This window comes from Bradyrhizobium sp. CB82 (assembly GCF_029714405.1).
In the GTDB taxonomy this organism is placed as follows: Bacteria; Pseudomonadota; Alphaproteobacteria; order Rhizobiales; family Xanthobacteraceae; genus Bradyrhizobium.
In genome coordinates this window covers 5,203,385-5,230,239 of sequence record NZ_CP121650.1, presented here as the reverse complement: position 1 = coordinate 5,230,239, position 26,855 = coordinate 5,203,385, and the positions used below count along the sequence as shown (strand labels likewise).

The window sequence follows — 26,855 nt, the reverse complement described above, 5'->3', positions numbered from 1 at the left end:
CTATGGTTCAGGCAATTGTCTTTCTGCCTCTGCTGGGCGCCATTCTCGCCGGCCTGATCGCCATTTTCGGCGCGCATGGCCGCAACCCCAGCGGCGATACGGTCGAGCATCACGACGATCACGATCACGGCGCGCACGCTCACGCATCAGCTTCGATCAACGAGGATGCCGCCGTCATCCACGAGACGCATCACGAGCCGGGCGACGGCCATGACGACCACGCTCATGGTCCGACCGAGCCGCCGGCTCAGGGCTCGCGCGCGGCCGAGCTGATCACGACCGGGCTATTGTTCGTCTCGGCGGCCCTGTCCTGGTTCACGCTGGTCGACGTCGGCTTCATGCACCACGATGCGCGAATTCCGATTCTGCCGTGGATCCTCTCCGGCGATCTCCAAGTTTACTGGGCGCTGCGGGTCGACACGCTCACGGCCGTGATGCTGGTCGTGGTCACCACCGTGTCCTCGCTCGTGCACCTCTATTCCATCGGCTACATGGACGAGGATCCGTATCGTCCGCGCTTCTTCGGCTATCTGTCGCTGTTCACTTTCGCCATGCTGATGCTGGTGACGGCCGACAATCTCGTGCAGCTGTTCTTTGGCTGGGAGGGCGTGGGCCTCGCAAGCTACCTGCTGATCGGCTTCTGGTACCAGAAGCCGTCGGCGAATGCGGCCGCCATCAAGGCCTTCGTCGTCAACCGCGTCGGTGATTTCGGCTTCGCGCTCGGCATCTTCGCGATCTTTGCGCTGGTCGGCTCAACCGATTTCGAGACGATCTTCCATGCAGCCCCCGGTCTGACCGGCAAGAGCGTCAACTTCCTCGGCTGGCAGGTGGATGCGCTGACGCTGACCTGCGTGCTGCTGTTCATGGGCGCGATGGGCAAGTCGGCGCAGTTCCTGCTGCACACCTGGCTGCCGGACGCCATGGAAGGCCCGACCCCGGTCTCGGCGCTGATCCACGCCGCGACCATGGTGACCGCCGGTGTCTTCATGGTGGCCCGGCTGTCGCCGCTGTTCGAGCTCGCGCCGAACGCGCAGGCGGTGGTGATGTTCTTCGGCGCAACCACGGCATTCTTTGCCGCGACCGTCGGCCTCGTGCAGAACGACATCAAGCGCATTGTCGCCTACTCGACCTGTTCGCAGCTCGGCTACATGTTCGTGGCGATGGGGGCGGGGGCCTATTCGGTCGGCATGTTCCACCTGTTCACGCACGCCTTCTTCAAGGCGCTGCTGTTCTTGGGCTCCGGCTCGGTGATCTACGCGATGCATCACGAGCAGGACATCCGCAACATGGGTGGCCTGTGGCGCAAGATCCCCTACACCTACGCGGTGATGCTGGTCGGCACGCTGGCCTTGACCGGCTTCCCGCTCACTGCCGGCTACTTCTCCAAGGACGCGATCATCGAGTCCGCCTATGCCTCGCACAACCCGTTCGCAGTGTACGGCTTTCTCCTGACGGTCTTCGCCGCCGGCCTGACCTCGTTCTATTCATGGCGCCTGATCTTCAAGACCTTCCACGGCGAGCCGCATGACGAACATCACTATGAGTCGGCGCATGAGAGCCCCCTCTGGATGCTGATCCCGATCGGCATCCTGGCGGCCGGCTCTATCCTGGCTGGCTTCCCGTTCAAGGAATTGTTCGCGGGCCACGGCATCGAGGAGTTCTTCCGCGAGTCCGTGAAGATGAATCCGCACATCATCGAGGAGATGCACCACATCCCCGAGACCATCGCCTTCCTGCCAACGGTGATGATGGTGGTGGGCTTCCTGATCTCGTACCTGTTCTACATCCGCCGGCCGTACCTGCCGGTCGAGCTGGCCCAGACCCAGCCGGGGCTGTACCAGTTCCTGCTCAACAAGTGGTACTTCGACGAGCTCTACGACATCATCTTCGTCCGTCCGGCGAAGTGGATCGGCTACCAGCTCTGGAAGAAAGGCGACGGCTTCATCATCGACGGCTTCGGTCCGGACGGCGTTTCCGCGTCGGTCCTGCGCATCACCCGCAACGTCGTGAAGATCCAGACCGGCTATCTCTATCACTATGCATTCGCCATGCTGATCGGCGTCGCCGGCCTGATCACCTGGTTCATGTTCGGCTTTGGAGGCCAGTAAATGACAACCTGGCCCATCCTTTCCGTCACCACCTTCCTGCCGGTCGTCGGAGCGCTGCTGGTCTACGTCGTGCGTGGCGACGACGAGGCGGCGCGGCGCAATGCGCGCTGGATCGCGCTGTGGACCACGCTCATCACCTTTGCGGTGTCGCTGCTCCTGGTTGCGCGCTTCGACCCGTCGGTCGCCGATTTCCAATTCGTCGAGAAGGCCAACTGGATCGCCGCCGGCATCACCTATCACATGGGTGTGGACGGCATCTCGCTGCCCTTCGTGATCCTGACCACAGCCCTGATGCCGTTCTGCATCGTCGCGAGCTGGAACGCGATCCAGAACCGGGTGCGCGAATACATGATGGCGTTCCTGATTCTGGAAACGCTAATGGTCGGCACCTTCTCGGCGCTGGATCTCGTGCTGTTCTATTTGTTCTTCGAGGGCGGCCTGATCCCGATGTTCCTGATTATCGGTGTCTGGGGCGGCCCGCGCCGGGTCTACGCGTCGTTCAAGTTCTTCCTCTACACGCTGCTCGGCTCGGTTCTGATGCTGCTCGCCATCATGGCGCTGTACTGGAACGGCGGCACCACCGACATCCCGACCCTGATGCACACCGCAGTGCCGCGGTCGTTGCAGACCTGGGCGTGGCTGGCCTTCTTCGCCTCCTTCGCGGTGAAGATGCCGATGTGGCCGGTGCACACCTGGCTGCCCGACGCGCACGTCGAGGCCCCGACCGCCGGCTCGGTGATCCTGGCCGCGATCCTCCTGAAGATGGGCGGCTACGGCTTCCTGCGCTTCTCGCTGCCGATGTTCCCGCTGGCGTCGCATGACTTCGCGCCGCTGATCTTCACGCTCTCGACCATCGCCATCATCTACACCTCGCTGGTGGCGATGATGCAGGAGGACATGAAGAAGCTGATCGCCTACTCGTCGGTCGCGCATATGGGCTTCGTCACCATGGGCATCTTCGCTGGTACCATGCAGGGCGTCGCCGGCGGCGTGTTCCAGATGATCTCGCACGGCATCGTCTCCGGAGCGCTGTTCCTCTGCGTCGGCATCGTCTACGACCGCATGCATACCCGTGAGATCGCGGCCTATGGGGGCCTCGTCAACCGGATGCCACTCTACGCGCTGACCTTCATGGTCTTCACCATGGCCAATGTCGGTCTGCCCGGCACCAGCGGTTTCGTCGGCGAATTCATGACGCTGCTCGGCACCTTCAAGGTCTCGATCCCGACCGCGTTCTTCGCCACGACGGGCGTGATCCTGTCGGCCTGCTATGCGCTCTGGCTCTACCGCAAGGTCGTGTTCGGGGCGCTGGTGAAGCCGTCGCTGATGACCATCAAGGACCTCACCTTCCGGGAGTGCCTGACGCTGTTTCCGCTGATCGCGCTGACGATCCTGTTCGGCGTCTATCCGAAGCCCGTGCTCGACATGTCGGCTGCCTCTGTCCAGCAACTTGTCAACAATTACAACACCGCGGTGACGGCCGTGAAGGCCGCCGCACTGCTCCAGTGAGCGGGCAGGTCAGGATATCGCCATGAGCTTTGAGACTGCAGGTTATCAACTGGCGCCGGTCGTGCCCGAGCTCGTGCTCGCGGTCGGCAGCATGGCGCTCCTGATGCTGGGTGCGTATCGCGGGCAGGGGACCACGAAGGCGATCACGACGCTCGCCGTCCTGCTCCTGGTCGCAACCGGCGTGCTGGAGCTCCTGCTGCCCGCGGGCAGGCAGGTGACCTTCGGCGGTAGCTTCATCGTCGACGACTTCGCGCGCTTCCTGAAGGTCCTGGCGCTGATCGGCTCGGCGGTGACGCTGATCCTGTCGACGGAGTTCTTGTCCGATCCGTCGCGCCGCATCTTCGAATATTCGATCCTCGTGCTGCTCTCCACCCTCGGCATGATGGTGTTGATCTCGGCCGGCGACCTGATCTCGCTTTATCTCGGCCTCGAGCTGATGTCGCTGGCGCTCTACGTCGTCGCGACCAGCAACCGCGACAATGCGAAGTCCAACGAGGCGGGCCTGAAGTATTTCGTGCTGGGTGCGCTGTCCTCGGGCATGCTGCTGTACGGCGCCTCGCTGATCTACGGCTTCACCGGCACGGTCAGCTTCGCCGGCATTGCTGCATCTGCCACGACCGCGAGCGTCGGCCTGGTCTTCGGTCTCGTCTTCCTGCTCGCCGGCCTGTGCTTCAAGGTCTCGGTGGTGCCGTTCCACATGTGGACGCCCGACGTCTATGAGGGCGCGCCGACACCGGTGACCGCCTTCTTCGCTTCGGCGCCGAAGGTCGCGGCACTCGCTGTCTTCACTCGCGCGACGCTGACCGCTTTCCCGGGCATCGTCACGCAGTGGCAGCAGATCCTGGTGTTCGTCTCGATCGCGTCGATGGCGCTCGGCTCCTTCGCCGCGATCGGGCAGACCAACATCAAGCGCCTGATGGCCTACTCCTCGATCGGTCATATGGGCTTTGCGCTGGTTGGCCTTGCCTCGGGCACGGTCGAGGGCGCGCAGGGCGTCCTGACCTACATCCTGATCTACGTCGCGATGACGCTCGGCTCCTTCGCCGTCATCCTTGCGATGAAGCGCAATGGCCAGGCCGTCGAGCAGATCAGCGATTTCGCCGGCCTCTCGCGCACCAACCCGCTGCTCGCCTTCTTCTTTGCGATGCTGCTGTTCTCGCTGGCCGGCGTTCCGCCGCTCGCAGGTTTCTTCGCCAAGTGGTACGTCTTCGTTGCCGCAATCAAGGCCAATTTGTTCACGCTCGCGGTGCTCGGCGTGCTGGCGAGCGTGGTTGGCGCCTACTACTACCTCACCATCGTCAAGACGATGTACTTCGACGAGCCTGCCGGGAAGGTTGATCCGGTGCGCGTCGAGGTGCGGGCGGTGCTGGCGGTGGCGGGCTTGTTCAACATCCTATTTGCGCTGTTCGCGGGACCCGTCGTGAGTGTCGCCAGCGCAGCGGCAAAGTCGCTGTTCTAGGGATGGGCTTCGCGCTCGCTCATCGCGCTCTCAACGCGGGCTACCGTCTCGCAGCCTTCGATCAGATCGGCTCGACCAATACGGAAGCCCTGGAGCGTGCCCGCCAAGGCGAGCGCGGCCCGATCTGGTACGTGACCTCGGAGCAGACGGCGGGGCGTGGCCGCCGCCAGCGCGCCTGGATCGCGCCGCGCGGCAACCTCGCCTGTAGCATCCTCGAGGTGATGGAGGTCGCGCCGGCCGTTGCCGCCACACTCGGCTTTGCGGCGGGGCTGGCCGAGGAGGCGGCGCTGGAGCGGGTCAGCGTCGAGGCCGCGCTTCGCCTGGGTCTCGACCGGCCCCGATACACCCTGAAATGGCCGAACGACGTGCTTGCCGGCGGCAAGAAGCTCGTCGGCATCGGCCTCGAAGCCGAGGCCATCGGCAATGGCCTTGCCGTCGTGGTCGGCATCGGCACCAACGTCGTCGCGGCTCCCGAAGGGACGCCGACGCCCGCAGTGTCACTGGCCGCCCTCGGGGTCCAGATCAGCGCGGAGGAGCTATTCACGGCATTGTCAGACGCCTGGGTTGAATTCCGGGGCATCTGGGACAATGGCCGCGGTTTTGCAGAGATCCGCCGGCTCTGGCTGGAGCGCGCCGCCGGCCTCGGCGAGAAGGTCGCGATCCAGATCGGGAGCGGGATGCTGGAAGGTATCTTCGACACCATCGACGACACCGGTTGCCTGATCGTCCGCACCGCCGACGGCCGGCGGGTACCGGTGGCCGCCGGCGAGGTCTTCTTCGGCACGGCCGCCTCGGTGGGAGCGGCGTGATGGCACGGCCCGACGAACTGGTGTTTGCCCCGCTCGGCGGCGTCGGCGAGATCGGCATGAACCTGTCGATCTACGGCCTCGGCAACCGCCACCAGCGTGCCTGGCTCGCGATCGATCTCGGCGTCTCCTTCGGCGACGAGGAGCACCTGCCGGGCATCGACCTGATCATGCCCGACATCAGCTTCCTGGAGAAGGAACGCAAGAACCTGATGGGCCTCGTGCTCACGCACGCCCATGAGGATCATTTCGGCGCGATCATCGATCTCTGGCCGAAGCTGCAATGTCCGATCTATGCGACGCAGTTCAGTGCGGCGCTGTTCGAGGCCAAATGCGCGGCCGAGCGTAATCCGCCGAAGATCCCGGTGACGGTGATCCCCTCCGGCGGCCGCGTCGACATCGGGCCGTTCAACGTCGAATTCATCCCGGTCGCGCATTCGATTCCGGAATCGCACGCGCTGGCGATCCACACCGAGGCCGGCACGGTGTTGCATACCGGCGACTGGAAGATCGATCCGACCCCGATCATCGGCCCGCCCACCGACGAGCGGCGGCTGCGCCAGTTGGGTGAGGAGGGCGTGCTTGCCCTGATCGGCGATTCCACCAACGCGGTGCGTGAGGGCCGCTCGCCCTCGGAAGCCGAGGTCGCCAGGACCATCATCGAGCTTGTCAAGGCGGCCAAGGGGCGCGTCGCGGTGACGACCTTCGCCTCCAACGTCGCCCGCATCAAGGCCGTGGCCGACGCCGCCAAGGCCGCCGATCGTGAGGTCGTCGTGGTCGGCCGCGCCATGGATCGCGTCGTGCAGGTCGCGCGCGAGACCGGCTATCTCGACGGCGTGCAGAATTTCCGCTCGCCGGAGGTCTATGGTCATCTCCCGCAGGACAAGGTGCTCGCGCTCTGCACTGGCAGCCAGGGTGAGCCGCGCGCGGCGCTGGCGCGTATCGCCAATGACGATCATCCGGAGATCACGCTGAACCGGGGCGACTGCGTGATCTTCTCCTCGCGCACCATCCCGGGCAACGAGAAGGCCGTCGGCTCGATCATCAACAATCTGATCCTCCAGGGCGTCGAGATCATCACCGACCGCGACCATCTGGTCCACGTCTCCGGCCATCCCCGCCGCGACGAGCTCCGCGACCTCATCGCCTGGACGAAGCCGCAGCTCCTGATCCCCGTGCACGGTGAGGCGCTGCATCTGCATGAGCACGCCAGGCTCGCGCGCGCCGCTGGAGTTCCGCGCGTCCTGGTCTGCCGTAACGGCGATCTGGTCAAGCTCGGCCCGGGCGACCCCGGCATCGTCGGCGAGGTGCCCTCCGGTAGGCTCTACAAGGACGGCACGATCCTGGAGGACTCCAAGTCGCGCGCGGTGGTCGAGCGGCGCCGGATGGCGTTTTCCGGCTGCGCCTTTGTGGCCGTCGCGATGACCGCGCAGGGCGAGCTCGCGGACGAACCTGAGGTCGATCTCGTCGGCATCCCCGAGAAGAACAAGGCGGGCGAAGCGTTCGACGACCTCGTCTTCGACGCCGTGGTTTCGACGATCGAAGGCCTGCCGCGGCCGCGTCGCCGCGATCCCGACGCGCTGGGCGAGTCGGTGCGCCGCGCCGTGCGCGCCGTAATCAACGAACATTGGGGCAAAAAGCCCCCCTGTCTGGTACATGTACTGACAGTTTAGTTTTGAGGATGATCTTTTCGGAAAACCGTTTCACACTTTTCCGGATCATCCTCTGAGGGAGAGAACCATGCTGGGCCGGCTCAACCATGTGGCGATCGCGACCAAGGATGCGGCCAAGGCGGCAAAGATCTATGGCGCCGCGTTCGGTGCGCCGATCTCCGAGGCCGTGGCACTGCCCGAGCACGGGGTGACCACCGTGTTCGTGACGCTGCCCAACACCAAGATCGAATTCATCGAGCCGCTGGGCGAGGCCTCGCCGATCGCAAAGTTCCTGGAGCGCAATGCCGATGGCGGCATCCATCACGTCTGCTACGAGGTCGCCGACATCGTCACGTCACGCGACGTGCTGGTGAAGGAGGGCGCGCGGGTGCTCGGCGACGGCGAGCCGAAGATCGGCGCGCATGGCAAGCCCGTGCTGTTCCTGCACCCGAAGGACTTTTCCGGCGCGCTGGTCGAGATCGAGCAGGCGTAGGGCCGGGCCATGGCCTACCAAATATCAACCGCGGTCGCGATCTACTTCGTGCTCTGGTGGGTCACGCTGTTCGTGACCCTGCCGTTCGGCGTGCGCAGCCAGCATGAGGACGGCGTCGGAGCACCTGGCACCGATCCGGGCGCGCCGATCCTCACCGGGATGGGCCGCAAGCTGATCTGGACCACGCTGCTCTCGGCTATCGTTTTTGCGATCGGCATGGCTGCCTATCATGCCGGCTATCTCTCGATCGAACGCCTGTCGAAATTGATGGGAATGCCGTTCTAAACTAAAGCGCGATGAGATTAGGATGAATCGTCATCGCGCTTTAGGTTATTGTTTGAGCATGATCTCCGCGCAAACGCGTTCCGCGTTTGTCGCGAGGGAAAACCGCTTCACACTTTTCCGGATCATGCTCTAGGTTTTGTCGGCCTCCGTCAAGCTCGACAAATATACGGCCATTGGGAGCTACACGCTGGTGGCGGACAGCGTCTATTGCGATTACGATCCGATCAAAAGAAAGGCCGACATCGGCTCGAGCTTCCTGGAGCGCGACTGACGATCCGGCCAAGACCATGGGCAGGACTCGTCATGACGCAGGGGCAGGCGGAGAACTATCGGATTCTGCATGAGGCGGATCTGCGGGATTATCTCGCGGGCCGTCCGAAGCTGGTGGCGGCACTGGGCGGCGCGCCGGGCGACTGGTCGATCACGGAAGTCGGCGACGGCAATCTCAATCTCGTCTTCATCGTGAAGGGAGCACGGGGCGGCGTCGCCGTGAAGCAGGCGCTGCCCTATGTCCGCCTGGTCGGGGAAAGCTGGCCGCTGCCGCTGTCCCGCGCGCATTATGAATATCTGGCGCTGACGCGACAGGCGCAACTTGCGCCTGGGCTCGTGCCTGCAGTGCTGCATCACAGCGATGCGCTGGCGCTCACGGTGATGGAGCTGCTCGAGCCGCACATCATCATGCGCAAGGGGCTGATCACGGGCATGCACTATCCGCGCTTCGTCGACGACATCACGACCTTCATGGCGCGAACGCTGTTCTTCACCTCCGATCTCGCGCTCACCGCCGCAGAGAAGAAGGACGGCATCGCAGCCTTTGCCGGCAACCACGCACTCTGCAAGATCACCGAGGACCTGATCTTCACTGATCCCTATCGCGTGGCGGAGCAGAACCGCTGGACCGCGCCCTACCTCGATGCGAGGGCCGCGAGCCTGCGTGAGGACATGGAGTTGCACGTCGCGATCTCCCGGCTGAAGCTGAAATTCATGGCGGGCCCCGAGGCCCTGATCCACGGCGATCTCCACACCGGTTCGATCATGGTCACGGACGGCGAGACACGGGTGATCGATCCCGAATTCGCATTCTTTGGCCCGATGGGCTTTGACGTCGGTGCCGTTATCGCGAACCTCCTGATGGCCTATTTCGCATCAAGCGGCCACGAGCGCTCGCCCGGTGAGCGGCGTGGTTTCGAAGGCTGGGTGCTCGAAACGGTCGAGCAAGTGTGGACCGAGTTCGCACGAAAATTCCTCGCGCTCTGGCGAACCGAGGCGGCAGGCGATGCGTATCCGGCCTCGCTGTTCGCCGGTGAGAAGGGAACTGCGCGGCTGGAGGCCGAGCGGAAAGCTTACATGCAGCGGCTCTTTGGCGATACCGTCGGCTTCGCGGCGGCAAAGACCATCCGCCGGATCTTCGGTCTCGCCCACAACATCGACTTCGAGCTGATCGAGGACGCGCGGACACGGGCGATCAGCGAGGCGCGCGCCGTGCGGCTGGCGCGCGCGATGATGGTGGAGACGGGGTCATTCCCGAGCATCACGGACGTCACCGGCGCCGCGCGAAAACTCCGCGATTGGCAGCCGGAGTTTGCGGATTGAGTTCTCGCTGCGGCTTCTCTTCACCTCGCCCAAAAATGTCTTACTCCGCCGCCTTCTCCCGGAGCCGCTGCGCATAGACGTTGATGATCAGCGCCGCCAGCAGGATCAGGCCGCGGATCAGGATCTTCAGGAAGCTGTCGATGTTGACGTGGTCGAGGCCGTTGTTGAGCACGCCGAGCACGAACAGGCCGACGATTGTGTTGCCGATGCCGCCGCGGCCGCCGAACAGGCTGGTGCCGCCGACCACGACGGCGGCGATGGAGTCGAGCAGATAAGTGTCGAACTCGTTCTGCTGCGCGCTGCCGAAATGGGCGACGCCGAGCATGCCGCCGATCCCGGAGCAGACCGCCGAGATCACCATGACGACGCCGAGGATCAGCTTGACGTTGAGACCGGAATATTCGGCCGCCTCGCGGTTACCGCCGACCATGTAGACGTAGCGGCCGAAGCGGGTGTAAGTCAGCACGAGGTGCCCCGCCAGCAGCATCACCGCGGCGACGATGACGATCCATGGAATGCCGCCGATCGAGCCGGAGCCGAGCGTTGCGATCAGATCGGGCACCTTGTAGGCGATCTGGCCGCGTACCAGCAGCGCGGAGATGCCAGCCGCGATCTGCATCATCGCCAGCGTCATGATGAAGGAGGGGATGCCGATCACGGTCAGCCCCAGCGCGTTGACGAGCCCGAGGGCCGCGCATAGCAGCAGCGAGAGCAGGATCGCGACGGCGCCGGGGAGCGGGACGTTGGCGATGTTGACGTAGGACTCCTGCACAGTGAAATAGGCGACCGCAATACCCGTGACGTTGGCGATGCTGGCGATCGAGAGATCGATCTCGGCGCAGAGGATCACGAAGGTGAGTCCGACGGCGATCACGCCGGTCACGGACACCTGGGTGAGGATGTTGCCGAGATTGTCCAGCGTGGCGAAGGAGGGGCTGGCGAAGGCGAAGAACAGGCTGAGGAAGATCAGCGTCAAAAACGGCGCGATGTTGCGCATCTGCGATCGCAGGAAGGAGCCGACACCGCGAGGCCGGCGGGCCACTCCGGAAACTGCTTCACTGCTCGCCATTATGCTTCTCCGTCACGCCGCCTCCAACAGGCGGTCTTTGCTGACCGGCTCGTTCTTGAATTCGCGCACCACAGCGCCGCGCTTGAGCACGAGGATGCGGTCGGCCAGCGACAGCACCGTCTCCGGCTCCGTCGATAGCACGATGATGGCAAGGCCCTTGGCGCGGAGGTCGCGCACGATGTTGATGACGTCGTTCTTGGCGCCGACATCCATGCCGCGCGTCGGCTCGCACAGCACGAGCAGCCGCGGCGGATAGGTCAGCCATTTCGCCAGCGCCACCTTCTGCTGATTGCCGCCGGAGAGCATGCCGAGGTCGAGGCCGACCACCGGCGGCCTGATCTGCAACTGCCCGACCTGGTGCCTGGCTATGTCGCGCTCCTGCGCCGGTTTGAGCAGCATGGCCGAAATGCGATCCAAAATGCTGATCGAGATGTTCTTGTAGACCGGCTCCTGGTGAAACAGCATGGCACGCCGGCTCTCGGGCACCAGGGCGACGCCCGCACGTCGCGCGGCCGCGGTCGAGGCAAAGGATTTTGGCGCGCCGTCGACGACCAGCGCCCCGCTGTCAGGCTTCAGCTTGCCGAACAGGATGCGCGACAGCTCCTGCTGCCCGCAGCCCATGAAGCCGTAGATGCCCAGCACCTCGCCGGAACGAGCCTCGAACGAGACGTCCTGGAGGCTGCGCGCGAGCGACAGCTGATCGACCTTCAGCACGACCGGCCCGTCGTCGGAGCGCGGCAGCATCAGGTCGTCGGTGTAGCTGTGCTCGAGCGCCTCGCCGCCGCGGCCGATCATCGCTTCGATCAGGGCGCCCTTGGTGGTAGTGCCGGCCGCGGTCTCGGCGACCTTCCGCCCGTTGCGGAACACGGTCACCGTGTCGGACACGCGCAAAATGTCCTCGATGAAGTGGGAGATGAAGACGATACCGGTGCCCTCGTCGCGCAATCGGCGGAGCGTCGCAAAGAGGCGCTCGACCTCGGGCGGGGAGAGGGCCGAGGTTGGCTCGTCCAGGATGACGATGCGCGCGCCGGAGAACAGCACGCGAGCGATCTCGATGAGCTGCTGGAGGCCGATCGGGAGGTCGCCGAGCCGCGTCATCGGATCGACGTCGATGCCGAAGCGGGCGAGCTGCTCGCCGGCCTCGCGCGCCATGCGCCGCCATTGCACCAGCCCAAGCCGATTTGTCGGCTGGTTGCCGAGGAAGACGTTCTCGGCGACCGAGAGGTCCGGCGCGACGCTGAGCTCCTGATGCACCATGGCAATGCCGGCCGCGTGCGCGTCGCGGGCCGAGCGGAACCGGGTCTCCTTCCCGTCGACCAGGAAGCGCCCCAAGAAGTCCGGGTGCACGCCGGCGATGATCTTCATCAGCGTGCTTTTTCCGGCGCCGTTCTCGCCGACGAGACCATGGATCTCGCCGGCGTACAACGCAAAGTCGACACCACGAAGCGCTTCGACGCCGCCAAAGCTCTTCGTGATGCTCTGTAGTTCCAGGATCGGCGAACGGCCTTCAGGCATGGAGGAATCAGATCAGGAAGTGGTCTTCCATCCATTGCATGCCGGCAGCATTCGCCTTGGTCACGACCGGGCCGTCCGTCACCACGCTCTTCGGAATGCCCTGGCCGCTCTTCTCCCCACCGACGACCGCGGCGACACCCGCGATGATGGCGCCCCCATGGATGCGGCAGGAGGGATTGCGCACGGTCGCGAACATGCGCCCTTCGCTCACCGCCTGAATCGCGGGCGGCATGGCATCGACGCCGCCGACCAGGATGTTGGTGCGGTTGCGCGCCTTCATGATGTTGTAGGCGGCGAGCGCCATGTCGTCATTGTGGAAGAAGGCCGCATCGATCTGCGGATATTTCGTCAGATAGGTCTCCCACAGGCGCGCGGTCTTGGAGACGTCCCAATCGGCCGGCTGGGTGTCGAGCACCTCGATGTTGGGGAATTGCTTGACGACCGAGTTAAAACCCTTGGCACGGCCTTGCGCGCCGGTATGGCCGAGCGCGCCTTGGGTCATGATGATCTTGCCCTTGCCGCCCATGGCGTTGCAGAGCGCCTGCGTGACGGACGCGCCCATGAACTCGTTGTCGGGGGCGAGGAAGGAATGCACGTTGATCTGGTCGAGCGGGGCGATCAGCGTGTCCATGTCGATGACGGGCGTGCCGGCATCGATCATCTTCTGCACCGGCTGGGTGAGGGTGCCGATGCCGAAGGCCTGGATCGCCACGAAGTCCCACTTCTGCGAGGCCATGTTGTCGATGGCGGCGCGCTGTTTCACCGCATCGAGCTGGCCGTCGAACCAGGTCACCTCGACGTTGAACAGCTTGCCCCAGAATTCCGCTGCCTGCTTGCCCTGAGCACACCAAGTGGCCTGCAAGCCTGCATTGGAGAATGCCGCCTTCAACGGCTTCTCCGAACGTCCCATCTCGGCTGCAAGTGCAGGGTTGATCCCCATGCCGCCGAGGATGGCCGCCGCGGCGCCGGCGGTGGTTGCCGCCTGAAGAAGATCGCGCCTGGTTGTCGAGAAATCTTTCGTCTCGGACATCGCTCGCTCCCATGATTTTATCGTTGGCAGCGTCATTGTTTGCGCTACCAAGGTGGGCAGTGTCTCACAATCGATGGGTTCACGCTACCCACTCTGCTTGTGGGACAGCGACGCTGCGCCTTGGTGCAACGCAAAGAGAGTTCGGCCGGGATGCCGGCGAAGGCCGCGATCTCGGAGGGTGGTTTCTTCCAGGCCTCGTCCCTATCAGCGGACCATTCGTCGCCCAGCAGCTCACGCAGCACATCACGGATCACGCGAAAGAACTCGATGAACAACTCTCGTGGTGTGCCGTAGTCATGCGAGAGGACGATTCGCACTGGATCGTGCGGCAATGTCCACGGCGCTCGCCGGCGAAATCGCGGACCGCCTCGATCGTGAGCATCCCCCCGACCAAGCTCGCCGCCGCCTTTGCGACCATCACCTGTGTTTCGGGATGCTCGGCAAACCTCGCCGATAGGCTCGATCCTCGCAGCGCGTCGCCGCAAGCTCGAGGCTTCTCTCGATCGGATTGGCTGAGGCGTTCATGGGCGTTGGACGCCGGCACAAAAAAAGAGCGGGGCCCTAGCCCCGCTCAAAAATTGTGTCGACCCTATTATCCCCGATATCTGCGATTTGATCTTGATTGCCGGGGCGACGCTGCGTTTTGCGCGCCAGGGGCTCCTCCCGAGACTTGGACCACCAGACTTCGACCTCGCGGCCAGCCTGAGCAAAGAGATGCTAGATCAACTTTTCTCACTTGTCATCATTTTCGGCAACGATTGTTCAAAATTCGAGCAGCTAACGAAATGATCAGGCTTTTTGCCCCCTAAGTATATGACAGATATAAGAAATCTGTGAAGGTGGGGCCGCCACGTATTTGCCTCAAATGCCGGACCGTCACGCCGCGGCCGGGCGCGGCGAACACAGTTTTCGAGAAATTTGTGATCGCACAAGCAGGCCGACGAAGTGACCTCGACTCGGGCTCGGCGCGGTGTTTAGTTGCTAGGCGAACGAATGGTTCGGCCAATGCGCGCGCGGCTTCAAAAATTCCTGCCCCTAGTCCTGCTCGCTCTCGCGATGCAGGTGCTGGCGCCGATTGCCGCCTGCTGGGCCGCGGGTCTTGCGGTCGCCGATCCGCTTCAGAATGCGGTGATCTGCCACAGCACAGATGCGTCGGGCGCGGGAGCTGCCGGCCAAACCAATGTGCCGGCGACACATGCCGGAAGCTGTTCGATCTGCTGCCTGGCGCAGGCCAATGCGCCGCTTGATTCGCCGCAGGCCGCGTTCGCGAATCCTTTCCGGCTCGCTGAAGCTGTGCTGTGGCATGAGCAGGCGGCAGCCGCGGTCACATCGCGCGGCGGATCCAACGCCCGCGCACGAGCGCCTCCGCAGTTGACGTGAGCCCGGCGGCCAACCGACCGCCGAATTCGCACGTTAACATCGCGGAGATTCTCAAATGTCCATCTGTCATACGCGTGGGGGCCTTCTGGGGCTTGCCCTCGCGCTCGTCCCTCATTCGGGAAGCGTTGCCCACGAGATCGTTGGCAACCGCTTCTTTCCGGCAACGCTGGGCATCGATGATCCCGGCGTCAACGATGAGCTGTCGATTCCAACGGTCGATAGCTTCAAGACCGGCGATGTCCCGCCCGTTCGGCAGCGCGACATCTCCGGCGAGTTCTCCAAACGCATCACCGAGGATTTTGCGGTGTCGTTCGGCTCGACCTACACCTTTCTCAATCCAACGGACCCGACCGTCCCCGGCGCCAACGGATTTCAGAACCTCGAGACCACGTTCAAGTACCGGGTCTTCAAAGATCCCGCGCATGAATTCGTGATGTCGGTCGGCCTCAATGTCGAATGGGGCGGCACCGGCGCGCAAAATGTCGGTGCCGATCCCTTCCACACCTATACACCGATGCTGTGGTTCGGCAAAGGTCTCGGCGACCTGCCGGACACGTTCTCCTGGCTTCGTCCTGTCGCCGTCACCGGCCAGGTCGGCTACGCGATTCCTGCCAGGAATTTCACGACCACGTTCGGGATCGATCCCGATACCGGCGACTTGACTGCCGATACTGAATTTCATCCGCGCGTGCTGAACTGGGGCGCAACGATCCAATACAGCATGCCTTACCTGAAATCCGCCGTCGTGGACCTCGGTCTGCCGGAGTTCGTCAATCACCTGATCCCGCTCGTCGAAGCCAATCTGCAAACACCGATTGCGAACACGCTCACCTCGGGGACGACGACGACAGGCACCATCAATCCCGGCGTGATCTGGGTCGGCAACAAGTATCAGGTGGGTGTTGAGGCGCTGATTCCGATCAATCGGCAAAGCGGAACACATGTCGGCGTGATCGGACAGTTGCACTTCTATCTCGACGACATTGATCCCCGCGGCATCGGCAAGCCGCTTTTCGGTGGCCCGGTCCAATCTGCCAACCCCTTCGCAAGGAATTGACCGATGCGACGCTCATCCCTCAGTTCTTCGATACTGTTCATGGTCGTCTTGCTGACTTCGCTGACGCCTGGCGAAGTGAGCGCCCATGCCGAACTCGACCACGCCGAGCCGCGCGTCGGCAACAAGGTGGCAAGCCCCCCGCGCGAGGTGACGCTCTGGTTCACCCAGAAACTGGAGGCCGCGTTCAGCTCGATAAGCGTCACGGGTCCCTCGGGTCAGCGCGTCGATGCCGGCAAGGCGCGCGTCAGCGGCAACCAGATGTCTGTCTCGCTGAAGGCGGCAGGGGCAGGCACGTACCACGTGAACTGGCGCGTGCTGTCCGTGGACACCCACACGACGGACGGCAGCTTCACCTTCCAGGTCGGTCCATGAAGGCCTGACCCCCAATGGACTGGTCAGCAGCGGAAGCGGCGTTGGTCGCGACGCGCGCCGTGCACTTCGCGGCGACAGCGATCACGGTTGGAGACGTCATGTTTCGGACTGTCATCGTTGCGCCGGTCGTGCGCTCGGAGAAGGCCGCGGCTGTGTCGTTCGAGGCGCCCACCTTGTGGGTCGCGTGGCTCGGTCTTGGCTTCGCGGTGATCTCCGGCGCGATCTGGCTCGTGCTTCAGGCCGCCTCGATGAGCGGGATGCCGCTCGATGAGGCAATGTCCGCGGATGTGTTGTCGACGGTGATCAACGAAACGCAGTTCGGCCACGTGACGACGCTTCGAGCAGGCCTTGCGATCTGTCTGGCGGCTTGCCTCACCTATGATCGTACGGCGATCGCGCGATGGGGGGGATTTGCGGCTGCGCTCGCATTTGCCGCAAGCCTCGCCTGGAGCGGCCATGCCGGCTCGACCGCGGGCGAGGCAGGGTACCTGCATCTTGCCGCGGATACGCTGCATCTGGCAGCCAGCGCGGCCTGGATCGGTGGCTTGGCGTCATTAATCCTGTTCATGGCTGCGGCCCGCCGAAACAAGGTGATTTCGCTCGCCCACGACGTCGTGCGCCGATTTTCGATCATGGGCATGGTGAGTGTGGCAACGCTACTGCTCACGGGATTCATCAACGCCGCCATCCTGGTCGGCTCGGTCCACGCGCTGGTCGTCACCGACTACGGACGGCTGCTGCTGCTCAAGCTTGTCCTGTTCGCGCTCATGCTGGTGCTCGCCCTGGTCAACCGGGTGGTGCTGACGCCGCGGCTCGTCCCGGCCGGGCGCGGCGCGTTGCGCTGGCTTACGCGCAATAGCGCCGTCGAACTCGCTCTCGGCCTCGCCATTCTCGCCATTGTCGGGATGCTCGGCACGATGCATCCCGCGATACACCTGGTGAACTGAACGATGAAAAAAGGCTAGCCAAATGAAAAAGCTCTCCCGCATTTTCGCGCTCGCTGCCCTCTCGGCACTGGCGTTCGCCGCACCCGGCCGCGCCGACGACGTCAAGGCCGGCGATCTCGTCATCACGCAGGCCTGGAGCCGGGCGACGCCAGGCGGCGCGAAGGTTGCCGGCGGCTATCTCACGATCGAGAACAAGGGGAGTGCGGCCGACAAGCTCGTTGCCGTCTCGGCCGATATCGCCGGCAAGGTCGAGGTTCACGAGATGGCGATGGACAATGGCGTGATGAAAATGCGCCCGATCGACAAGGGTCTTGCGATTGAGCCGGGCAAGACGGTCAAGCTCGCGCCTGGCGGCAATCATCTGATGATGCAGGAGCTGAAGGGGCCGCTCAAGCAGGGCGACAAGGTCCCGGTCACGCTGGAGTTTGAGAAGGCCGGCAAGGTGGCAGTCACCCTCGATGTCCAGGCCGTCGGCGCTCAGGCGCCGGGCGGCGGTGAGCATGGCGGACACATGGATATGAAAAAAATGCCGGATCATTCGGGAATGAAGATGTGATGGGTACGCCGCTGGCAATCCATATCCACGGTCAGAGGGCAATGTTCCAGGTCCTGGTCTCGCCGGGCAAGGCCGGCACCGATGACTTTGTCCTCCAACTCATGACGGGTGGGGCGACGCCGCTTTCCGCCAAGGAGGCGACACTGACCCTGAGCCTGCCGGAGCGCGGCATCGAGCCGATCGAATACGACGCCGAGCTCGGCAGTGACGGCTACTGGCATGTGCGCAAGGTCGAGCTGCCGTTCGCCGGCCGTTGGCACGTGCGCATCGACGCGCTGGTCACCGATTTCGAGAAGATCACGCTCGAGGACGAGCTCGAGGTCGCGCCGCGCTGAAGGCTTCGCCCCGGGGGATCCGAAACCGCCGCCAGCGTCTTCGAGCGGGACTTCAAGGAGACAGAAAAATGACAGGAATTTCGCCGCGTTAGCGGGTTTTCCTCATTCCCGGTCTTGTGTTTTCGCTCCCAATCCGGTTTCACTGCAACCCCTCACTGATTCTTCGAGTATATCCATGCGGTTGTCCCGGTTCTTTCTGCCCATCCTGAAAGAAAATCCGAAAGAGGCGGAGATCGTTTCGCATCGCCTGATGCTGCGCGCAGGCATGATCCGGCAGGAGGCCGCCGGCATCTATGCCTGGCTGCCGCTCGGCTTCCGCGTGCTGAAAAAGATCGAGCAGATCGTGCGCGAGGAGCAGGATCGCTCCGGCGCGATCGAGGTGCTGATGCCGACCTTGCAGCTCGCCGATCTCTGGCGCGAGAGCGGCCGCTACGATGCCTATGGTCCGGAGATGCTGCGCATCGCGGACCGCCACAAGCGGGAGCTCCTGTACGGGCCGACCAACGAGGAAATGATCACCGAGATCTTCCGCGCCTATGTGAAGTCCTACAAGAACCTGCCGCTCAATCTCTATCATATTCAATGGAAATTCCGTGACGAGCAGCGTCCGCGTTTCGGCGTGATGCGCGGCCGCGAATTCCTGATGAAGGATGCCTATTCCTTCGACCTCAACGAGGCGGCCGCGCGCGTCGCCTACAACAAGATGTTCGTCGCCTATTTGCGCACCTTCGCGCGGATGGGGCTGAAGGCGATTCCGATGCGTGCCGAGACTGGCCCGATCGGCGGCGATCTCAGTCACGAGTTCATCGTGCTGGCCGAGACCGGCGAGTCCGGCGTCTTCATCAATCGCGACGTGCTCGATCTGCCGGTGCCGGGCGAGGACGTCGACTATGAGAGCGACCTGACGCCGATCATCAAGCAGTGGACCTCGGTCTATGCCGCGACCGAAGACGTGCACGATACTGCGCGCTTCGAGCAGGAGGTGCCCGAAGGCAAGCGGCTCAACACCCGTGGCATCGAGGTCGGCCAGATCTTCTATTTCGGCACCAAATATTCCGAGCCGATGAAGGCACTCGTGGCCGGGCCGGACGGCGTCGAGGTGCCGGTCCATAGCGGTTCCTATGGCGTCGGCGTCTCGCGCCTGGTCGGCGCCATCATCGAGGCCTGCCATGACGACGCCGGCATCAAATGGCCGGAGGCGGTGGCGCCGTTCCGCGCCGTCGTGCTCAATCTCAAGCAGGGCGATGCCGCCGTCGATGCGGCCTGCGAAAAGCTCTACGCCGAGCTCCAGGCCAAGGGCGTCGATGTTCTCTATGACGACACCGACCAGCGCGCCGGCGCCAAGTTCGCCGCCGCCGACCTGATCGGCATCCCCTGGCAGATCATGATCGGACCCAAGGGGCTCGCCGACGGCAAGGTCGAGATCAAGCGGCGCGCCGACGGTTCGCGCGAGACCATGTCGCCAGCCGACGCGGTCGCTCGCCTGACGGGTTGAATATTATCCACCGCACGATTGCGGGGCAGGCAATCCGGCCACAATTGACCCCGAATCATGGGATTATCGAGCGATGGATGAGACCATGACAGAGCCTGTGCAAACCGCGCCCTTCGCGCCGTTCGAATGGATGTTATCGGCGCGCTACTTGCGGGCGCGCCGCAAGGAAGGATTCATCTCCGTCATCGCCGGGTTCTCCTTCCTGGGCATCATGCTTGGTGTCGCCACGCTGATCATCGTCATGGCCGTCATGAACGGCTTCCGCAAGGAACTGCTCGACAAGATCCTCGGCCTCAACGGCCACATCCTGGTGCAGCCGCTGGAATCGCCGCTGACCGACTGGAAGGACGTCGCCGAGCGCATCAGCCAGGTCGACGGTGTGCGGCTCGCTGCGCCCGTGGTCGACGGCCAGGCGCTGGCCTCCTCGCCGTTCAACGCATCGGGCGTGCTGGTGCGCGGCATACGCGCCGACGATCTCAATAACCTCACCTCGATCGCCAAGAACATCAAGCAGGGCTCGATCGAGAATTTCGACGAAGGGCAGGGCGTGGCGATCGGCCGGCGGCTCGCCGATCAATTGTCGCTTCATGCCGGCGACAGCGTCACCCTGGTCGCGCCGAAGGGCGCGGTCACGCCGATGGGCACGACGCCGCGGATCAAGCCGTACAAGATCGTCGCCGTGTTCGAGATCGGCATGTCCGAATATGACGCCGGCTTCGTCTTCATGCCGCTTCCGGAAGCGCAGGCCTATTTCAACCGCAACAACGACGTCACCGCGATCGAGGTGTTCACCACCAATCCCGACCGCATCGACGCGTTTCGCAAGTCGGTGACGGAGGCCGCCGGCCGGCCGGTGTTCCTGGTCGATTGGCGGCAGCGCAACTCGACCTTCTTCAACGCGCTGCAGGTCGAGCGCAACGTGATGTTCCTGATCCTCACCATGATCGTGCTTGTGGCCGCGCTCAACATCGTATCCGGTCTGATCATGCTGGTGAAGGACAAGGGCAGCGACATCGCGATCCTGCGCACGATGGGCGCCTCGCAAGGCTCGATCATGCGTATCTTCCTGATTACGGGCGCTTCGATCGGCGTGGTCGGCACGCTCGTCGGCTTCTTCGTCGGGCTCGTCATCTGCCTCAATATCGAATCGATCCGGCAGTTCCTGTCATGGCTCACCAGCACGGAATTGTTCTCGCCGGAGCTCTATTTCCTGTCCCGCCTGCCTGCCGAGATCGACGTCGGCGAGACCACTGCGGTGGTCATCATGGCGCTGACGCTGTCGTTCCTTGCGACGCTCTACCCGTCGTGGCGCGCCGCGCGTCTCGATCCCGTCGAAGCGCTCCGGTACGAGTGAGGGGCTGATGGAGCAGGGGACGGAAGATGTACCGGTCATTTATCTCCACGAGATAAAGCGCCAGTACGTGCAGGGCGAGAACGTGCTGACCATTCTGGACGGCGCCAAGCTCGCGCTGTGGCCCGGACAGTCGGTGGCGCTGGTGGCGCCGTCGGGTTCGGGCAAGTCGACGCTGCTGCACATCGCAGGGCTGCTGGAGGCGCCCGACTCCGGCGAGGTCTATGTCGGGGGCTCCCCGACCTCGCAACTGCCCGACATCGAGCGCACGCAGCTTCGCCGCACCGAGATCGGCTTCGTCTACCAGTCGCACCGGCTGCTGCCGGAGTTCTCGGCACTGGAGAACGTCATGCTGCCGCAGATGATCCGCGGCCTGAAGCGGTCCGAGAGCGTCAAGCGCGCCAAGGACATCTTGTCCTATCTCGGGCTCGGCGACCGCATCACCCACCGCCCGGCCGAACTGTCGGGCGGCGAGCAGCAGCGCGTCGCGATCGCCCGCGCGGTCGCCAACGCCCCGCGGGTGCTGTTCGCGGATGAGCCGACCGGCAACCTCGATCCCGGCACCGCCGAGCACGTGTTCCAGGCCCTGATGCAGCTCGTGAAGGCGACCCAGGTCTCAATGCTGATCGCGACCCACAACATGGAGCTCGCCGGCCGCATGGACCGGCGGGTGTCGCTTTCCAACGGCCAGGTGGTCGAACTCGACTAAAATCTGAAAAACAACCCCATGCAAAGGAGCCGGCCGCTGGCGAGGTGGGCTCTTTCGTATTTTACGAAATCAGCTTGACACGTCGGGCAAATCACCGGCACTATGCATCCTCGGGTAGCTTACTGCGATTGCTCTGCTCCCCTCATCCGGAGGAGCCCGCGGAAGCGGGCGTCTCGAGGGATGTAGGCCACGGTTGGGCGCCTATGGTTCGAGACGCGCGTTCCGCTCTCCTCACCATGAGAGGCTTGTAACGCCGAAATTGGAATAGGCTACGGCCGGATCACCGTCATCTTGAACGGGCCGGCATGGGCCGCGGCGTGGGCCACGGCCTCGTTGGCGTGGTCGAGATCGAACGCTGTCACCTCATACTCGTCGAGCCGCAATAGGCCGGAGCGCGCCAGCGCGATCAGGCGGACCGCCGCATCCGGCGGATACATCCAGACGCCGTGGATGGTGATGCAATTGCGCATGAGCCAGGGGTAGGGCAGTTCGAGCCCGGGTCCACCGGCCATGCCGACGCCGCCCATCAGCACCACGCGTCCGTTGGGGCGCACCGTCATGATCGCGGTACGCACCACCGCGGGACTGACCGAGGGCGGCATGATGTCGAACACACAGTCGATTGGGCCCGGCGCGGCGCGCTTCATCGTTTCGCGATCGTCGCTCTCGTTGCCGGAGAGCTTTACGGGTCTGACGCGCGCGCCGAAGCGCCGCACAAGATCGGCGAGGATCTTCTCGTTGCGCCCCGGCGCCACGACGCAGGCCGCGCCCATGGCGAGCGCCACCGCCACGGCGGCGCTGCCGAAATTGCCGGTGGCGCCGCTGACCAGCACGGTCTCGCCGGGCTTGAGATCGGCCGCGAGGAAGCCGCCATAGGGCACGAGCATCGTGCCGAGCGCGCACCATTGCGCGGCCTCGACGGAGGTGATCTCGCCGAGCCGCTTCACGTTTTCCGTCGGCACTCGCATCTGCTCGGCGAACGATCCGTGGCGAAAATGCTTTTGCAGCTTCATGCCGCCTTCGTCGCGGGCGCTCAGGGCTTGCAGCGTGATATCAGGCGAGATCGCGTCGTCGCGCGAGCGCACGGTCGGATCGCAGAATACCCAGTCGCCCACGGCGAGTTTCGTCGCATCCGGTCCGATCGCGCGGACACGGCCGATGCCGCCGGGGCCGGGGATCACGGGCAGATCGAGCGCATAGTTGCGCGCGCCGCTGAAAACCTCGTTCAGATAGGGCAGCACGCGGGTGGCGACGACGTCGGCGATGACTTCGCCGGTGCCGAGCACCGGAGCGGAAACATCCTCGATGACGAGCGGTGTTCCCAGGGATTTGAGGACGGCGGCTTTCATGTTGTTCACCTCATATTCGAACTGAGGCGCATATGCGCCTGCCTTGAAGGCGCATGAAGGCCTGGTATTATCCTAGTATTCCAACGACCCTGCATAACAGGCGGAACGCGATCATGGCCGATCCCCGATGTGTCGAATTCGGCGACTTCCTGCGCTCGCGCCGCGAGAAGCTGACGCCAAAATCCGTCGGCCTTCCCGCAGGCCACAGGCGGCGCACCGCAGGACTGCGGCGCGAGGAGGTGGCGCAGCTCGCCGGCATCGGTGTCGACTGGTACATCCGCCTTGAGCAGGGCCGCACCGTGAGCCCGTCGGTCACCACGATCGACGCGCTGGCCCGCGCGCTGCGCCTTTCCAGGACCGAGCATGCGCATCTGAAGGCGCTGGCGCGCGACGGCGCGAGGAGCGCATTCGTGCCCGAGATCGTGCCGCCGCCCATTCGGCGGATGATTGAGAGCCTGAATCAGCCGGCCTACGTTACGGGACGGCGCTGGGATGTGCTGGCCTGGAACGACGCCGCCGAGGAAGTTTTTGCCTTCGGCCGGTTGCCGGAACAGGATCGCAACACGCTGCTCCTCATGATGACCAACAAGCAGACGCGAAAATCCTACGGCGCGAGCTGGGCGGACGTGGCCAAGGGCATGGTGGCGATGTTTCGCGCGACGCACGACGTCTGGGCGGGCGATCCCGCTTTTGCGGAACTGCTGACGCGGCTGCGGCAAGGCAGTCCTGAATTCGTCAAATGGTGGGAGGCGCACGAAATCCGCAACACCGCCTCGGGCCGCAAGACCATGAACCATCCCACCAAGGGCGTGCTCCATTTCGAGCACACGAGCTTTCAGGCCAATGACGATCCCGCGTTGAAGCTTGTCATCTACACGCCGGTCTAGCGCGCAGAAGGGCCAAGCGTCGGCTTCTGCGGGCCGAGCGCGCGACCAGTCGGAGCGATGCCGCTTTTGGCCCCAAAGCGGACATTGACCCGGCATGGATCGACAATACACTTCCGGTAGTTCGACCCGGAAGCAATGTCATGGCGAGCTTCGTTCAGTTCTTGCAGCATTCTGGTGTGTATGCTGCGCAAAGCTTCATGATCGTTCCTCGGGGAGGCTTCAACCTGGTCTGCCTCCGCGACAGCAAGGACGTTCGCCTATCGTATGATCGCGGTCGATTACAGGTCGAGGATGTGCGTCTCGAGCAGGTCGAACGCGTCGCTCAGGAATACATCAACACTCGCTTCAGGGAGCAAAGAAGCCAGGAGCGCGAAGATCAGTTGCTGCGTTTGCGTACAGCGCTATATGCCACTGCACGGCCGAAGGGCCTTGCGCGCGCCCTCAAGGTCTCGGCCAAAGGTGTCGGTATTCCGGAACTCAAAGCCATGCGAGGCAACACAGAAATCAGGTTGGAGGTCGCCATTCTGCCGCGCAAAGACTTCACGATCGCGTTCAAATTCCTCAAGCACCTCGATCAATCGGGCAAAGTAATCAACGCCACGACATGGACGCCGAATGACGTGCCCTGGTTCCTCACCAGGCTGAATTGGACGTTCGGGGCTCAGGCGAATATCTTTTTCACCTCGGTCGATGCCACATGGATCACGGTCCAGAAAGCCCTGGGGCCAAAAATCTCGCGAGATGTTTTTCGAAAAGATATCGTACCATTCAAGAGGCGCGGCACCGATCTCACGTGCTTTCTCGTCGGCGACTATGATGCAATGGATAGTGAGGCGGCTGGGGAGTATCTGCCTGATGAGCAGGTATGCGTGGTTGTCGACCAGGGCAATCCACCCGCGTTCGACTATGGCGAAGCGTTCATTGGCGTCATGGCGCACGAGGTCGGTCACTTCTTGCACCACAAACGGAATATGCCCGGGAGTGGACACCATGACCGAAGCGGTATTTTGCTTTCCAGTGGCATGGAAAGCTTATCCCTGGACAAGCAGCTTGTAAGCAACCTCAACGCGTGGTGAGAGCGCCCGTTGAGGTCTTTTCAACTCCAGTTCGATTGCGCGCCGCCGCATTGCTGATCGCGACGCGGATCACCCTGTTCCGGACGCAGATTGAACTGAAACACGGCGCCCCGTGGTTCATTCGCACCGGCCCAAAGTCGTCCTCCGTGTGCTTCAATGATCGAGTGGCAGATAGACAGGCCCATGCCGATCCCATCTGGCTTGGTCGTGTAGAAGGGCTCGAACAAGCGGTCGACCATTGCCGCGTCAAATCCGGGACCGTTGTCCCGCACGGCAACAACAACGCCGTTCGAGTCATCTGCGGCCGTGCTGATCCGCAGTTCGCGCCTTCCCTCGTCGAGGCAGTCCATTGCTTCAATCGCGTTGAGGATCAGATTGAGAATCACTTGTTGCAGTTGGACGCGATAGCCCTCGACGAGCGGCAAGCCCGGAGCGAGGTCCGTTTGGAGCAAGACGCTGCGCTTGAAGAGTTCGCTGCGAGCTATGGTGATGACGTCCTGGATGGCGACGTTGACGTCAATGCTCTCTTTCCGCGCCGGTGTTCTCTTGATCAGGGAGCGGATCCAACCGATGATTTCGCCGCCTCGCTTGGCGTCTGCGACAATGGATGCGAGCGCCCGTTGGGCCCTCTCGACATTCGGAGATAGCGATCCGAGCCAGTTCAGTGCGGCCTCTGCGTTGCAGAGCATCGCGGTAATCGGTTGACTCAATTCGTGTGTGACCGAAGCCGTGACTTGTCCCATGGCTGCCGCGCGATTGGCGCGTGTCAGTTCCGCCTGCATTTCGCGGAAGATCTCGGCGGTCCGCTTACGTTCGGTGATGTCGCGGCTCAGGGAGATGATCTGTCGCTGGCCGCCTTCGCAGAACTCCCGCATGCGGACTTCGACAGGAAACACGGAGCCGTCTTTCCGGCGATAGTGACTCTCCAGTGTTGCGATGTCGCCTGCCTTGAGGCGCTCGCGGTTGATCCGCCAGCTCGCTTCATCCATCTCCAGATCGAAGAAAAGCGCAGTGACCCCGATCAGTTCGTCCCGGCGATAGCCCAGGCTCTCGCAAGCATTTCGGTTCACGTCGAGAACGCGACCGTCATCATCGTGGAGCATGAACATGTCCGTCGCGTGGTCCACGAAGGTGCGGAAACGGGCCTCGCTCTCGCGCAGGGCCAATTCGGCGCGCTTGCGCTCGGTGATGTAGCGCCCGACACCGCGGTAGCCCAGGAAGCGCCCGGTTTCGTCAAAGACTGGCAGCCCGGAGACCGACGTGTAGCGCTTGCCGCCATCGGGCGTTGGTCGCGCGTGCTCGAAATCGCGGAACGGGAGGTGGGCATCGAGCATCTCGCGGTGCTTGCGCCAGCCCTCTGCATCCGGCTCCAGGTAAGGCACTTCCCACCGCGTCCTGCCAATTTCGGCGACCGGCGGCTCGGAAAGCGTCTCAGCGAACTCCTGGCGGATGAAGCGATGTTGCGCGTCGGTTTCCCAGTACACGTCGAAGGAGAATTGCACCAAGGTGCGAAAGCGCTCCTCGCTCTCGCGCAACGCCTCCTCGGGGCGCTTGCGCTGGTCCAAATCGAACCCGGCCGATGGCGCTTGAACGGTATCTCGCATGGTCGACCTTGCGAAAGAGCGATGGATCAAACCAGCTCGTTTCTTACGACGGGTAGCGGAGCTGTCCCTGGCCCGGAGCGGCAATATAGCCCCGGCGGTCGGTGAACAGCGGGTCGAACCTGGCCTGAGGCGGCCAATGATCGATCAGGAATATGGCTCGTGACGACTATACTTGTGTATAGCGGGCTTCTCGACCGTGAGGTGATCCCGGTTCCATG

Annotated in this window: 24 protein-coding genes and 1 pseudogene; 20 read left to right on the top strand and 5 right to left on the bottom strand. The window is 63.5% G+C overall.

The genetic code is table 11. From position 1 onward, the window contains the following. Positions 1-2 precede the first annotated feature (2 nt). The 9 genes from nuoL (at position 3) to mtnK (ending at position 9,905) form a co-directional block, all read left to right on the top strand. Positions 3-2,108 carry an NADH-quinone oxidoreductase subunit L gene (nuoL, locus tag QA640_RS25485; protein ID WP_283035683.1) on the top strand — a complete coding sequence of 702 codons (2,106 nt, stop codon included), beginning with the start codon at positions 3-5 and terminating at the stop codon, positions 2,106-2,108. Then, complete coding sequence (locus QA640_RS25480) at positions 2,109-3,617, top strand: NADH-quinone oxidoreductase subunit M (protein WP_283035682.1); 1,509 nt, start codon at positions 2,109-2,111, stop codon at positions 3,615-3,617. Between the two features lie 22 nt (positions 3,618-3,639). Then, positions 3,640-5,076 (top strand): NADH-quinone oxidoreductase subunit NuoN, encoded by a 1,437-nt coding sequence (gene nuoN / locus QA640_RS25475; RefSeq protein ID WP_283035681.1) that lies wholly within the window; start codon positions 3,640-3,642, stop codon positions 5,074-5,076. A 2-nt stretch (positions 5,077-5,078) separates the two neighbouring features. Continuing rightward, on the top strand, positions 5,079-5,885 hold the full coding sequence (locus tag QA640_RS25470) for a biotin--[acetyl-CoA-carboxylase] ligase (protein WP_283035680.1): 807 nt from the start codon (positions 5,079-5,081) through the stop codon (positions 5,883-5,885). Continuing rightward, the gene (locus tag QA640_RS25465) at positions 5,885-7,555 is read left to right on the top strand and encodes a ribonuclease J (protein WP_283035679.1); all 1,671 of its coding nucleotides are present in this window, start codon (positions 5,885-5,887) and stop codon (positions 7,553-7,555) included. Before QA640_RS25470 ends, QA640_RS25465 begins: the two co-directional genes overlap by 1 nt. 67 nt (positions 7,556-7,622) lie before the next feature. Beyond that, entirely contained in the window at positions 7,623-8,027 is a 405-nt protein-coding gene (mce, locus tag QA640_RS25460) for a methylmalonyl-CoA epimerase (protein ID WP_283035678.1), read from the top strand. 9 nt (positions 8,028-8,036) lie between these two features. Then, complete coding sequence (locus QA640_RS25455; RefSeq protein WP_283035677.1) at positions 8,037-8,312, top strand: DUF1467 family protein; 276 nt, start codon at positions 8,037-8,039, stop codon at positions 8,310-8,312. A 136-nt stretch (positions 8,313-8,448) separates the two neighbouring features. After that, positions 8,449-8,583 (top strand): hypothetical protein, encoded by a 135-nt coding sequence (locus tag QA640_RS25450; RefSeq protein ID WP_283035676.1) that lies wholly within the window; start codon positions 8,449-8,451, stop codon positions 8,581-8,583. A gap of 32 nt (positions 8,584-8,615) precedes the next feature. Next, on the top strand, positions 8,616-9,905 hold the full coding sequence (gene mtnK / locus QA640_RS25445) for an S-methyl-5-thioribose kinase (protein ID WP_283035675.1): 1,290 nt from the start codon (positions 8,616-8,618) through the stop codon (positions 9,903-9,905). A 40-nt stretch (positions 9,906-9,945) separates the two neighbouring features. Here the strand turns inward: mtnK and QA640_RS25440 are convergent, their stop codons facing one another. The 3 genes from QA640_RS25440 to QA640_RS25430 are packed head-to-tail and all read right to left on the bottom strand — an operon-like array spanning position 9,946 to position 13,519. Then, the gene (locus QA640_RS25440; RefSeq protein ID WP_283035674.1) at positions 9,946-10,974 is read right to left on the bottom strand and encodes an ABC transporter permease; all 1,029 of its coding nucleotides are present in this window, start codon (positions 10,972-10,974) and stop codon (positions 9,946-9,948) included. A gap of 12 nt (positions 10,975-10,986) precedes the next feature. Then, positions 10,987-12,489: a sugar ABC transporter ATP-binding protein gene (locus tag QA640_RS25435; protein ID WP_283035673.1), complete on the bottom strand. Its 1,503-nt coding sequence runs from the start codon at positions 12,487-12,489 to the stop codon at positions 10,987-10,989. 7 nt (positions 12,490-12,496) lie between these two features. Then, complete coding sequence (locus QA640_RS25430) at positions 12,497-13,519, bottom strand: sugar ABC transporter substrate-binding protein (RefSeq protein WP_283035672.1); 1,023 nt, start codon at positions 13,517-13,519, stop codon at positions 12,497-12,499. A gap of 1,005 nt (positions 13,520-14,524) precedes the next feature. Between QA640_RS25430 and QA640_RS25420 the strand changes: the two genes are divergently transcribed. The 9 genes and pseudogenes from QA640_RS25420 to QA640_RS25380 all read left to right on the top strand — a co-directional run bounded on the left by QA640_RS25420 (position 14,525) and on the right by QA640_RS25380 (position 21,721). Further along, positions 14,525-14,899 (top strand): DUF2946 family protein, encoded by a 375-nt coding sequence (locus QA640_RS25420; protein WP_283042882.1) that lies wholly within the window; start codon positions 14,525-14,527, stop codon positions 14,897-14,899. Positions 14,900-14,954: 55 nt separating this feature from the next. Then, positions 14,955-15,956, top strand: coding sequence for a hypothetical protein (locus QA640_RS25415; RefSeq protein WP_283035671.1), 1,002 nt, complete (start codon positions 14,955-14,957; stop codon positions 15,954-15,956). Between the two features lie 3 nt (positions 15,957-15,959). Beyond that, positions 15,960-16,328, top strand: coding sequence for a copper resistance CopC family protein (locus QA640_RS25410; protein ID WP_283035670.1), 369 nt, complete (start codon positions 15,960-15,962; stop codon positions 16,326-16,328). A 14-nt stretch (positions 16,329-16,342) separates the two neighbouring features. Continuing rightward, on the top strand, positions 16,343-17,275 hold the full coding sequence (copD, locus tag QA640_RS25405) for a copper homeostasis membrane protein CopD (protein ID WP_283035669.1): 933 nt from the start codon (positions 16,343-16,345) through the stop codon (positions 17,273-17,275). A 22-nt stretch (positions 17,276-17,297) separates the two neighbouring features. Beyond that, positions 17,298-17,831, top strand: a complete 534-nt coding sequence (locus QA640_RS25400) for a copper chaperone PCu(A)C (protein WP_283035668.1) — start codon at positions 17,298-17,300, stop codon at positions 17,829-17,831. Positions 17,832-17,836: 5 nt separating this feature from the next. Continuing rightward, a pseudogene (locus tag QA640_RS25395) lies at positions 17,837-18,166 on the top strand (copper-binding protein); the annotation flags it as partial. A 175-nt stretch (positions 18,167-18,341) separates the two neighbouring features. After that, positions 18,342-19,661 carry a proline--tRNA ligase gene (proS, locus tag QA640_RS25390; protein ID WP_283035667.1) on the top strand — a complete coding sequence of 440 codons (1,320 nt, stop codon included), beginning with the start codon at positions 18,342-18,344 and terminating at the stop codon, positions 19,659-19,661. Positions 19,662-19,734: 73 nt separating this feature from the next. Continuing rightward, positions 19,735-21,015: a lipoprotein-releasing ABC transporter permease subunit gene (locus QA640_RS25385; RefSeq protein ID WP_027523839.1), complete on the top strand. Its 1,281-nt coding sequence runs from the start codon at positions 19,735-19,737 to the stop codon at positions 21,013-21,015. 7 nt (positions 21,016-21,022) lie between these two features. After that, on the top strand, positions 21,023-21,721 hold the full coding sequence (locus QA640_RS25380; RefSeq protein ID WP_283035666.1) for an ABC transporter ATP-binding protein: 699 nt from the start codon (positions 21,023-21,025) through the stop codon (positions 21,719-21,721). A gap of 269 nt (positions 21,722-21,990) precedes the next feature. On the opposite strand, the gene QA640_RS25375 is transcribed toward QA640_RS25380, so the two are convergent. Next, positions 21,991-23,070: a zinc-binding alcohol dehydrogenase family protein gene (locus QA640_RS25375; RefSeq protein WP_283035665.1), complete on the bottom strand. Its 1,080-nt coding sequence runs from the start codon at positions 23,068-23,070 to the stop codon at positions 21,991-21,993. Positions 23,071-23,183: 113 nt separating this feature from the next. Here QA640_RS25375 and QA640_RS25370 point away from each other — a divergent pair, with 113 nt between their 5' ends. Together QA640_RS25370 and QA640_RS25365 are read left to right on the top strand one after the other, a co-directional pair. Further along, positions 23,184-23,957 (top strand): helix-turn-helix transcriptional regulator, encoded by a 774-nt coding sequence (locus tag QA640_RS25370; RefSeq protein WP_283035664.1) that lies wholly within the window; start codon positions 23,184-23,186, stop codon positions 23,955-23,957. A gap of 140 nt (positions 23,958-24,097) precedes the next feature. Next, positions 24,098-25,033: a hypothetical protein gene (locus tag QA640_RS25365; protein ID WP_283035663.1), complete on the top strand. Its 936-nt coding sequence runs from the start codon at positions 24,098-24,100 to the stop codon at positions 25,031-25,033. Positions 25,034-25,053: 20 nt separating this feature from the next. On the opposite strand, the gene QA640_RS25360 is transcribed toward QA640_RS25365, so the two are convergent. Then, positions 25,054-26,199, bottom strand: coding sequence for a PAS domain-containing sensor histidine kinase (locus tag QA640_RS25360; protein ID WP_283042881.1), 1,146 nt, complete (start codon positions 26,197-26,199; stop codon positions 25,054-25,056). Positions 26,200-26,855: the final 656 nt, after the last annotated feature.

What these genes read in the sequence shown, in the direction of transcription:
- mtnK (WP_283035675.1), top strand. Translation starts at nt 8,616, where the DNA reads ATGACGCAGGGGCAGGCGGAGAACTATCGGATTCTGCATGAGGCGGAT.
- QA640_RS25470 (WP_283035680.1), top strand. Translation starts at nt 5,079, where the DNA reads ATGGGCTTCGCGCTCGCTCATCGCGCTCTCAACGCGGGCTACCGTCTC.
- QA640_RS25440 (WP_283035674.1), bottom strand. Translation starts at nt 10,974, where the DNA reads ATGGCGAGCAGTGAAGCAGTTTCCGGAGTGGCCCGCCGGCCTCGCGGT.
- QA640_RS25465 (WP_283035679.1), top strand. Translation starts at nt 5,885, where the DNA reads ATGGCACGGCCCGACGAACTGGTGTTTGCCCCGCTCGGCGGCGTCGGC.
- copD (WP_283035669.1), top strand. Translation starts at nt 16,343, where the DNA reads ATGGACTGGTCAGCAGCGGAAGCGGCGTTGGTCGCGACGCGCGCCGTG.
- nuoL (WP_283035683.1), top strand. Translation starts at nt 3, where the DNA reads ATGGTTCAGGCAATTGTCTTTCTGCCTCTGCTGGGCGCCATTCTCGCC.
- QA640_RS25370 (WP_283035664.1), top strand. Translation starts at nt 23,184, where the DNA reads ATGGCCGATCCCCGATGTGTCGAATTCGGCGACTTCCTGCGCTCGCGC.
- mce (WP_283035678.1), top strand. Translation starts at nt 7,623, where the DNA reads ATGCTGGGCCGGCTCAACCATGTGGCGATCGCGACCAAGGATGCGGCC.
- QA640_RS25400 (WP_283035668.1), top strand. Translation starts at nt 17,298, where the DNA reads ATGAAAAAGCTCTCCCGCATTTTCGCGCTCGCTGCCCTCTCGGCACTG.
- QA640_RS25385 (WP_027523839.1), top strand. Translation starts at nt 19,735, where the DNA reads ATGGATGAGACCATGACAGAGCCTGTGCAAACCGCGCCCTTCGCGCCG.
- proS (WP_283035667.1), top strand. Translation starts at nt 18,342, where the DNA reads ATGCGGTTGTCCCGGTTCTTTCTGCCCATCCTGAAAGAAAATCCGAAA.
- QA640_RS25455 (WP_283035677.1), top strand. Translation starts at nt 8,037, where the DNA reads ATGGCCTACCAAATATCAACCGCGGTCGCGATCTACTTCGTGCTCTGG.
- QA640_RS25415 (WP_283035671.1), top strand. Translation starts at nt 14,955, where the DNA reads ATGTCCATCTGTCATACGCGTGGGGGCCTTCTGGGGCTTGCCCTCGCG.
- QA640_RS25380 (WP_283035666.1), top strand. Translation starts at nt 21,023, where the DNA reads ATGGAGCAGGGGACGGAAGATGTACCGGTCATTTATCTCCACGAGATA.
- QA640_RS25430 (WP_283035672.1), bottom strand. Translation starts at nt 13,519, where the DNA reads ATGTCCGAGACGAAAGATTTCTCGACAACCAGGCGCGATCTTCTTCAG.
- QA640_RS25365 (WP_283035663.1), top strand. Translation starts at nt 24,098, where the DNA reads ATGGCGAGCTTCGTTCAGTTCTTGCAGCATTCTGGTGTGTATGCTGCG.
- QA640_RS25420 (WP_283042882.1), top strand. Translation starts at nt 14,525, where the DNA reads ATGCGCGCGCGGCTTCAAAAATTCCTGCCCCTAGTCCTGCTCGCTCTC.
- QA640_RS25375 (WP_283035665.1), bottom strand. Translation starts at nt 23,070, where the DNA reads ATGAAAGCCGCCGTCCTCAAATCCCTGGGAACACCGCTCGTCATCGAG.
- nuoN (WP_283035681.1), top strand. Translation starts at nt 3,640, where the DNA reads ATGAGCTTTGAGACTGCAGGTTATCAACTGGCGCCGGTCGTGCCCGAG.
- QA640_RS25480 (WP_283035682.1), top strand. Translation starts at nt 2,109, where the DNA reads ATGACAACCTGGCCCATCCTTTCCGTCACCACCTTCCTGCCGGTCGTC.
- QA640_RS25410 (WP_283035670.1), top strand. Translation starts at nt 15,960, where the DNA reads ATGCGACGCTCATCCCTCAGTTCTTCGATACTGTTCATGGTCGTCTTG.
- QA640_RS25435 (WP_283035673.1), bottom strand. Translation starts at nt 12,489, where the DNA reads ATGCCTGAAGGCCGTTCGCCGATCCTGGAACTACAGAGCATCACGAAG.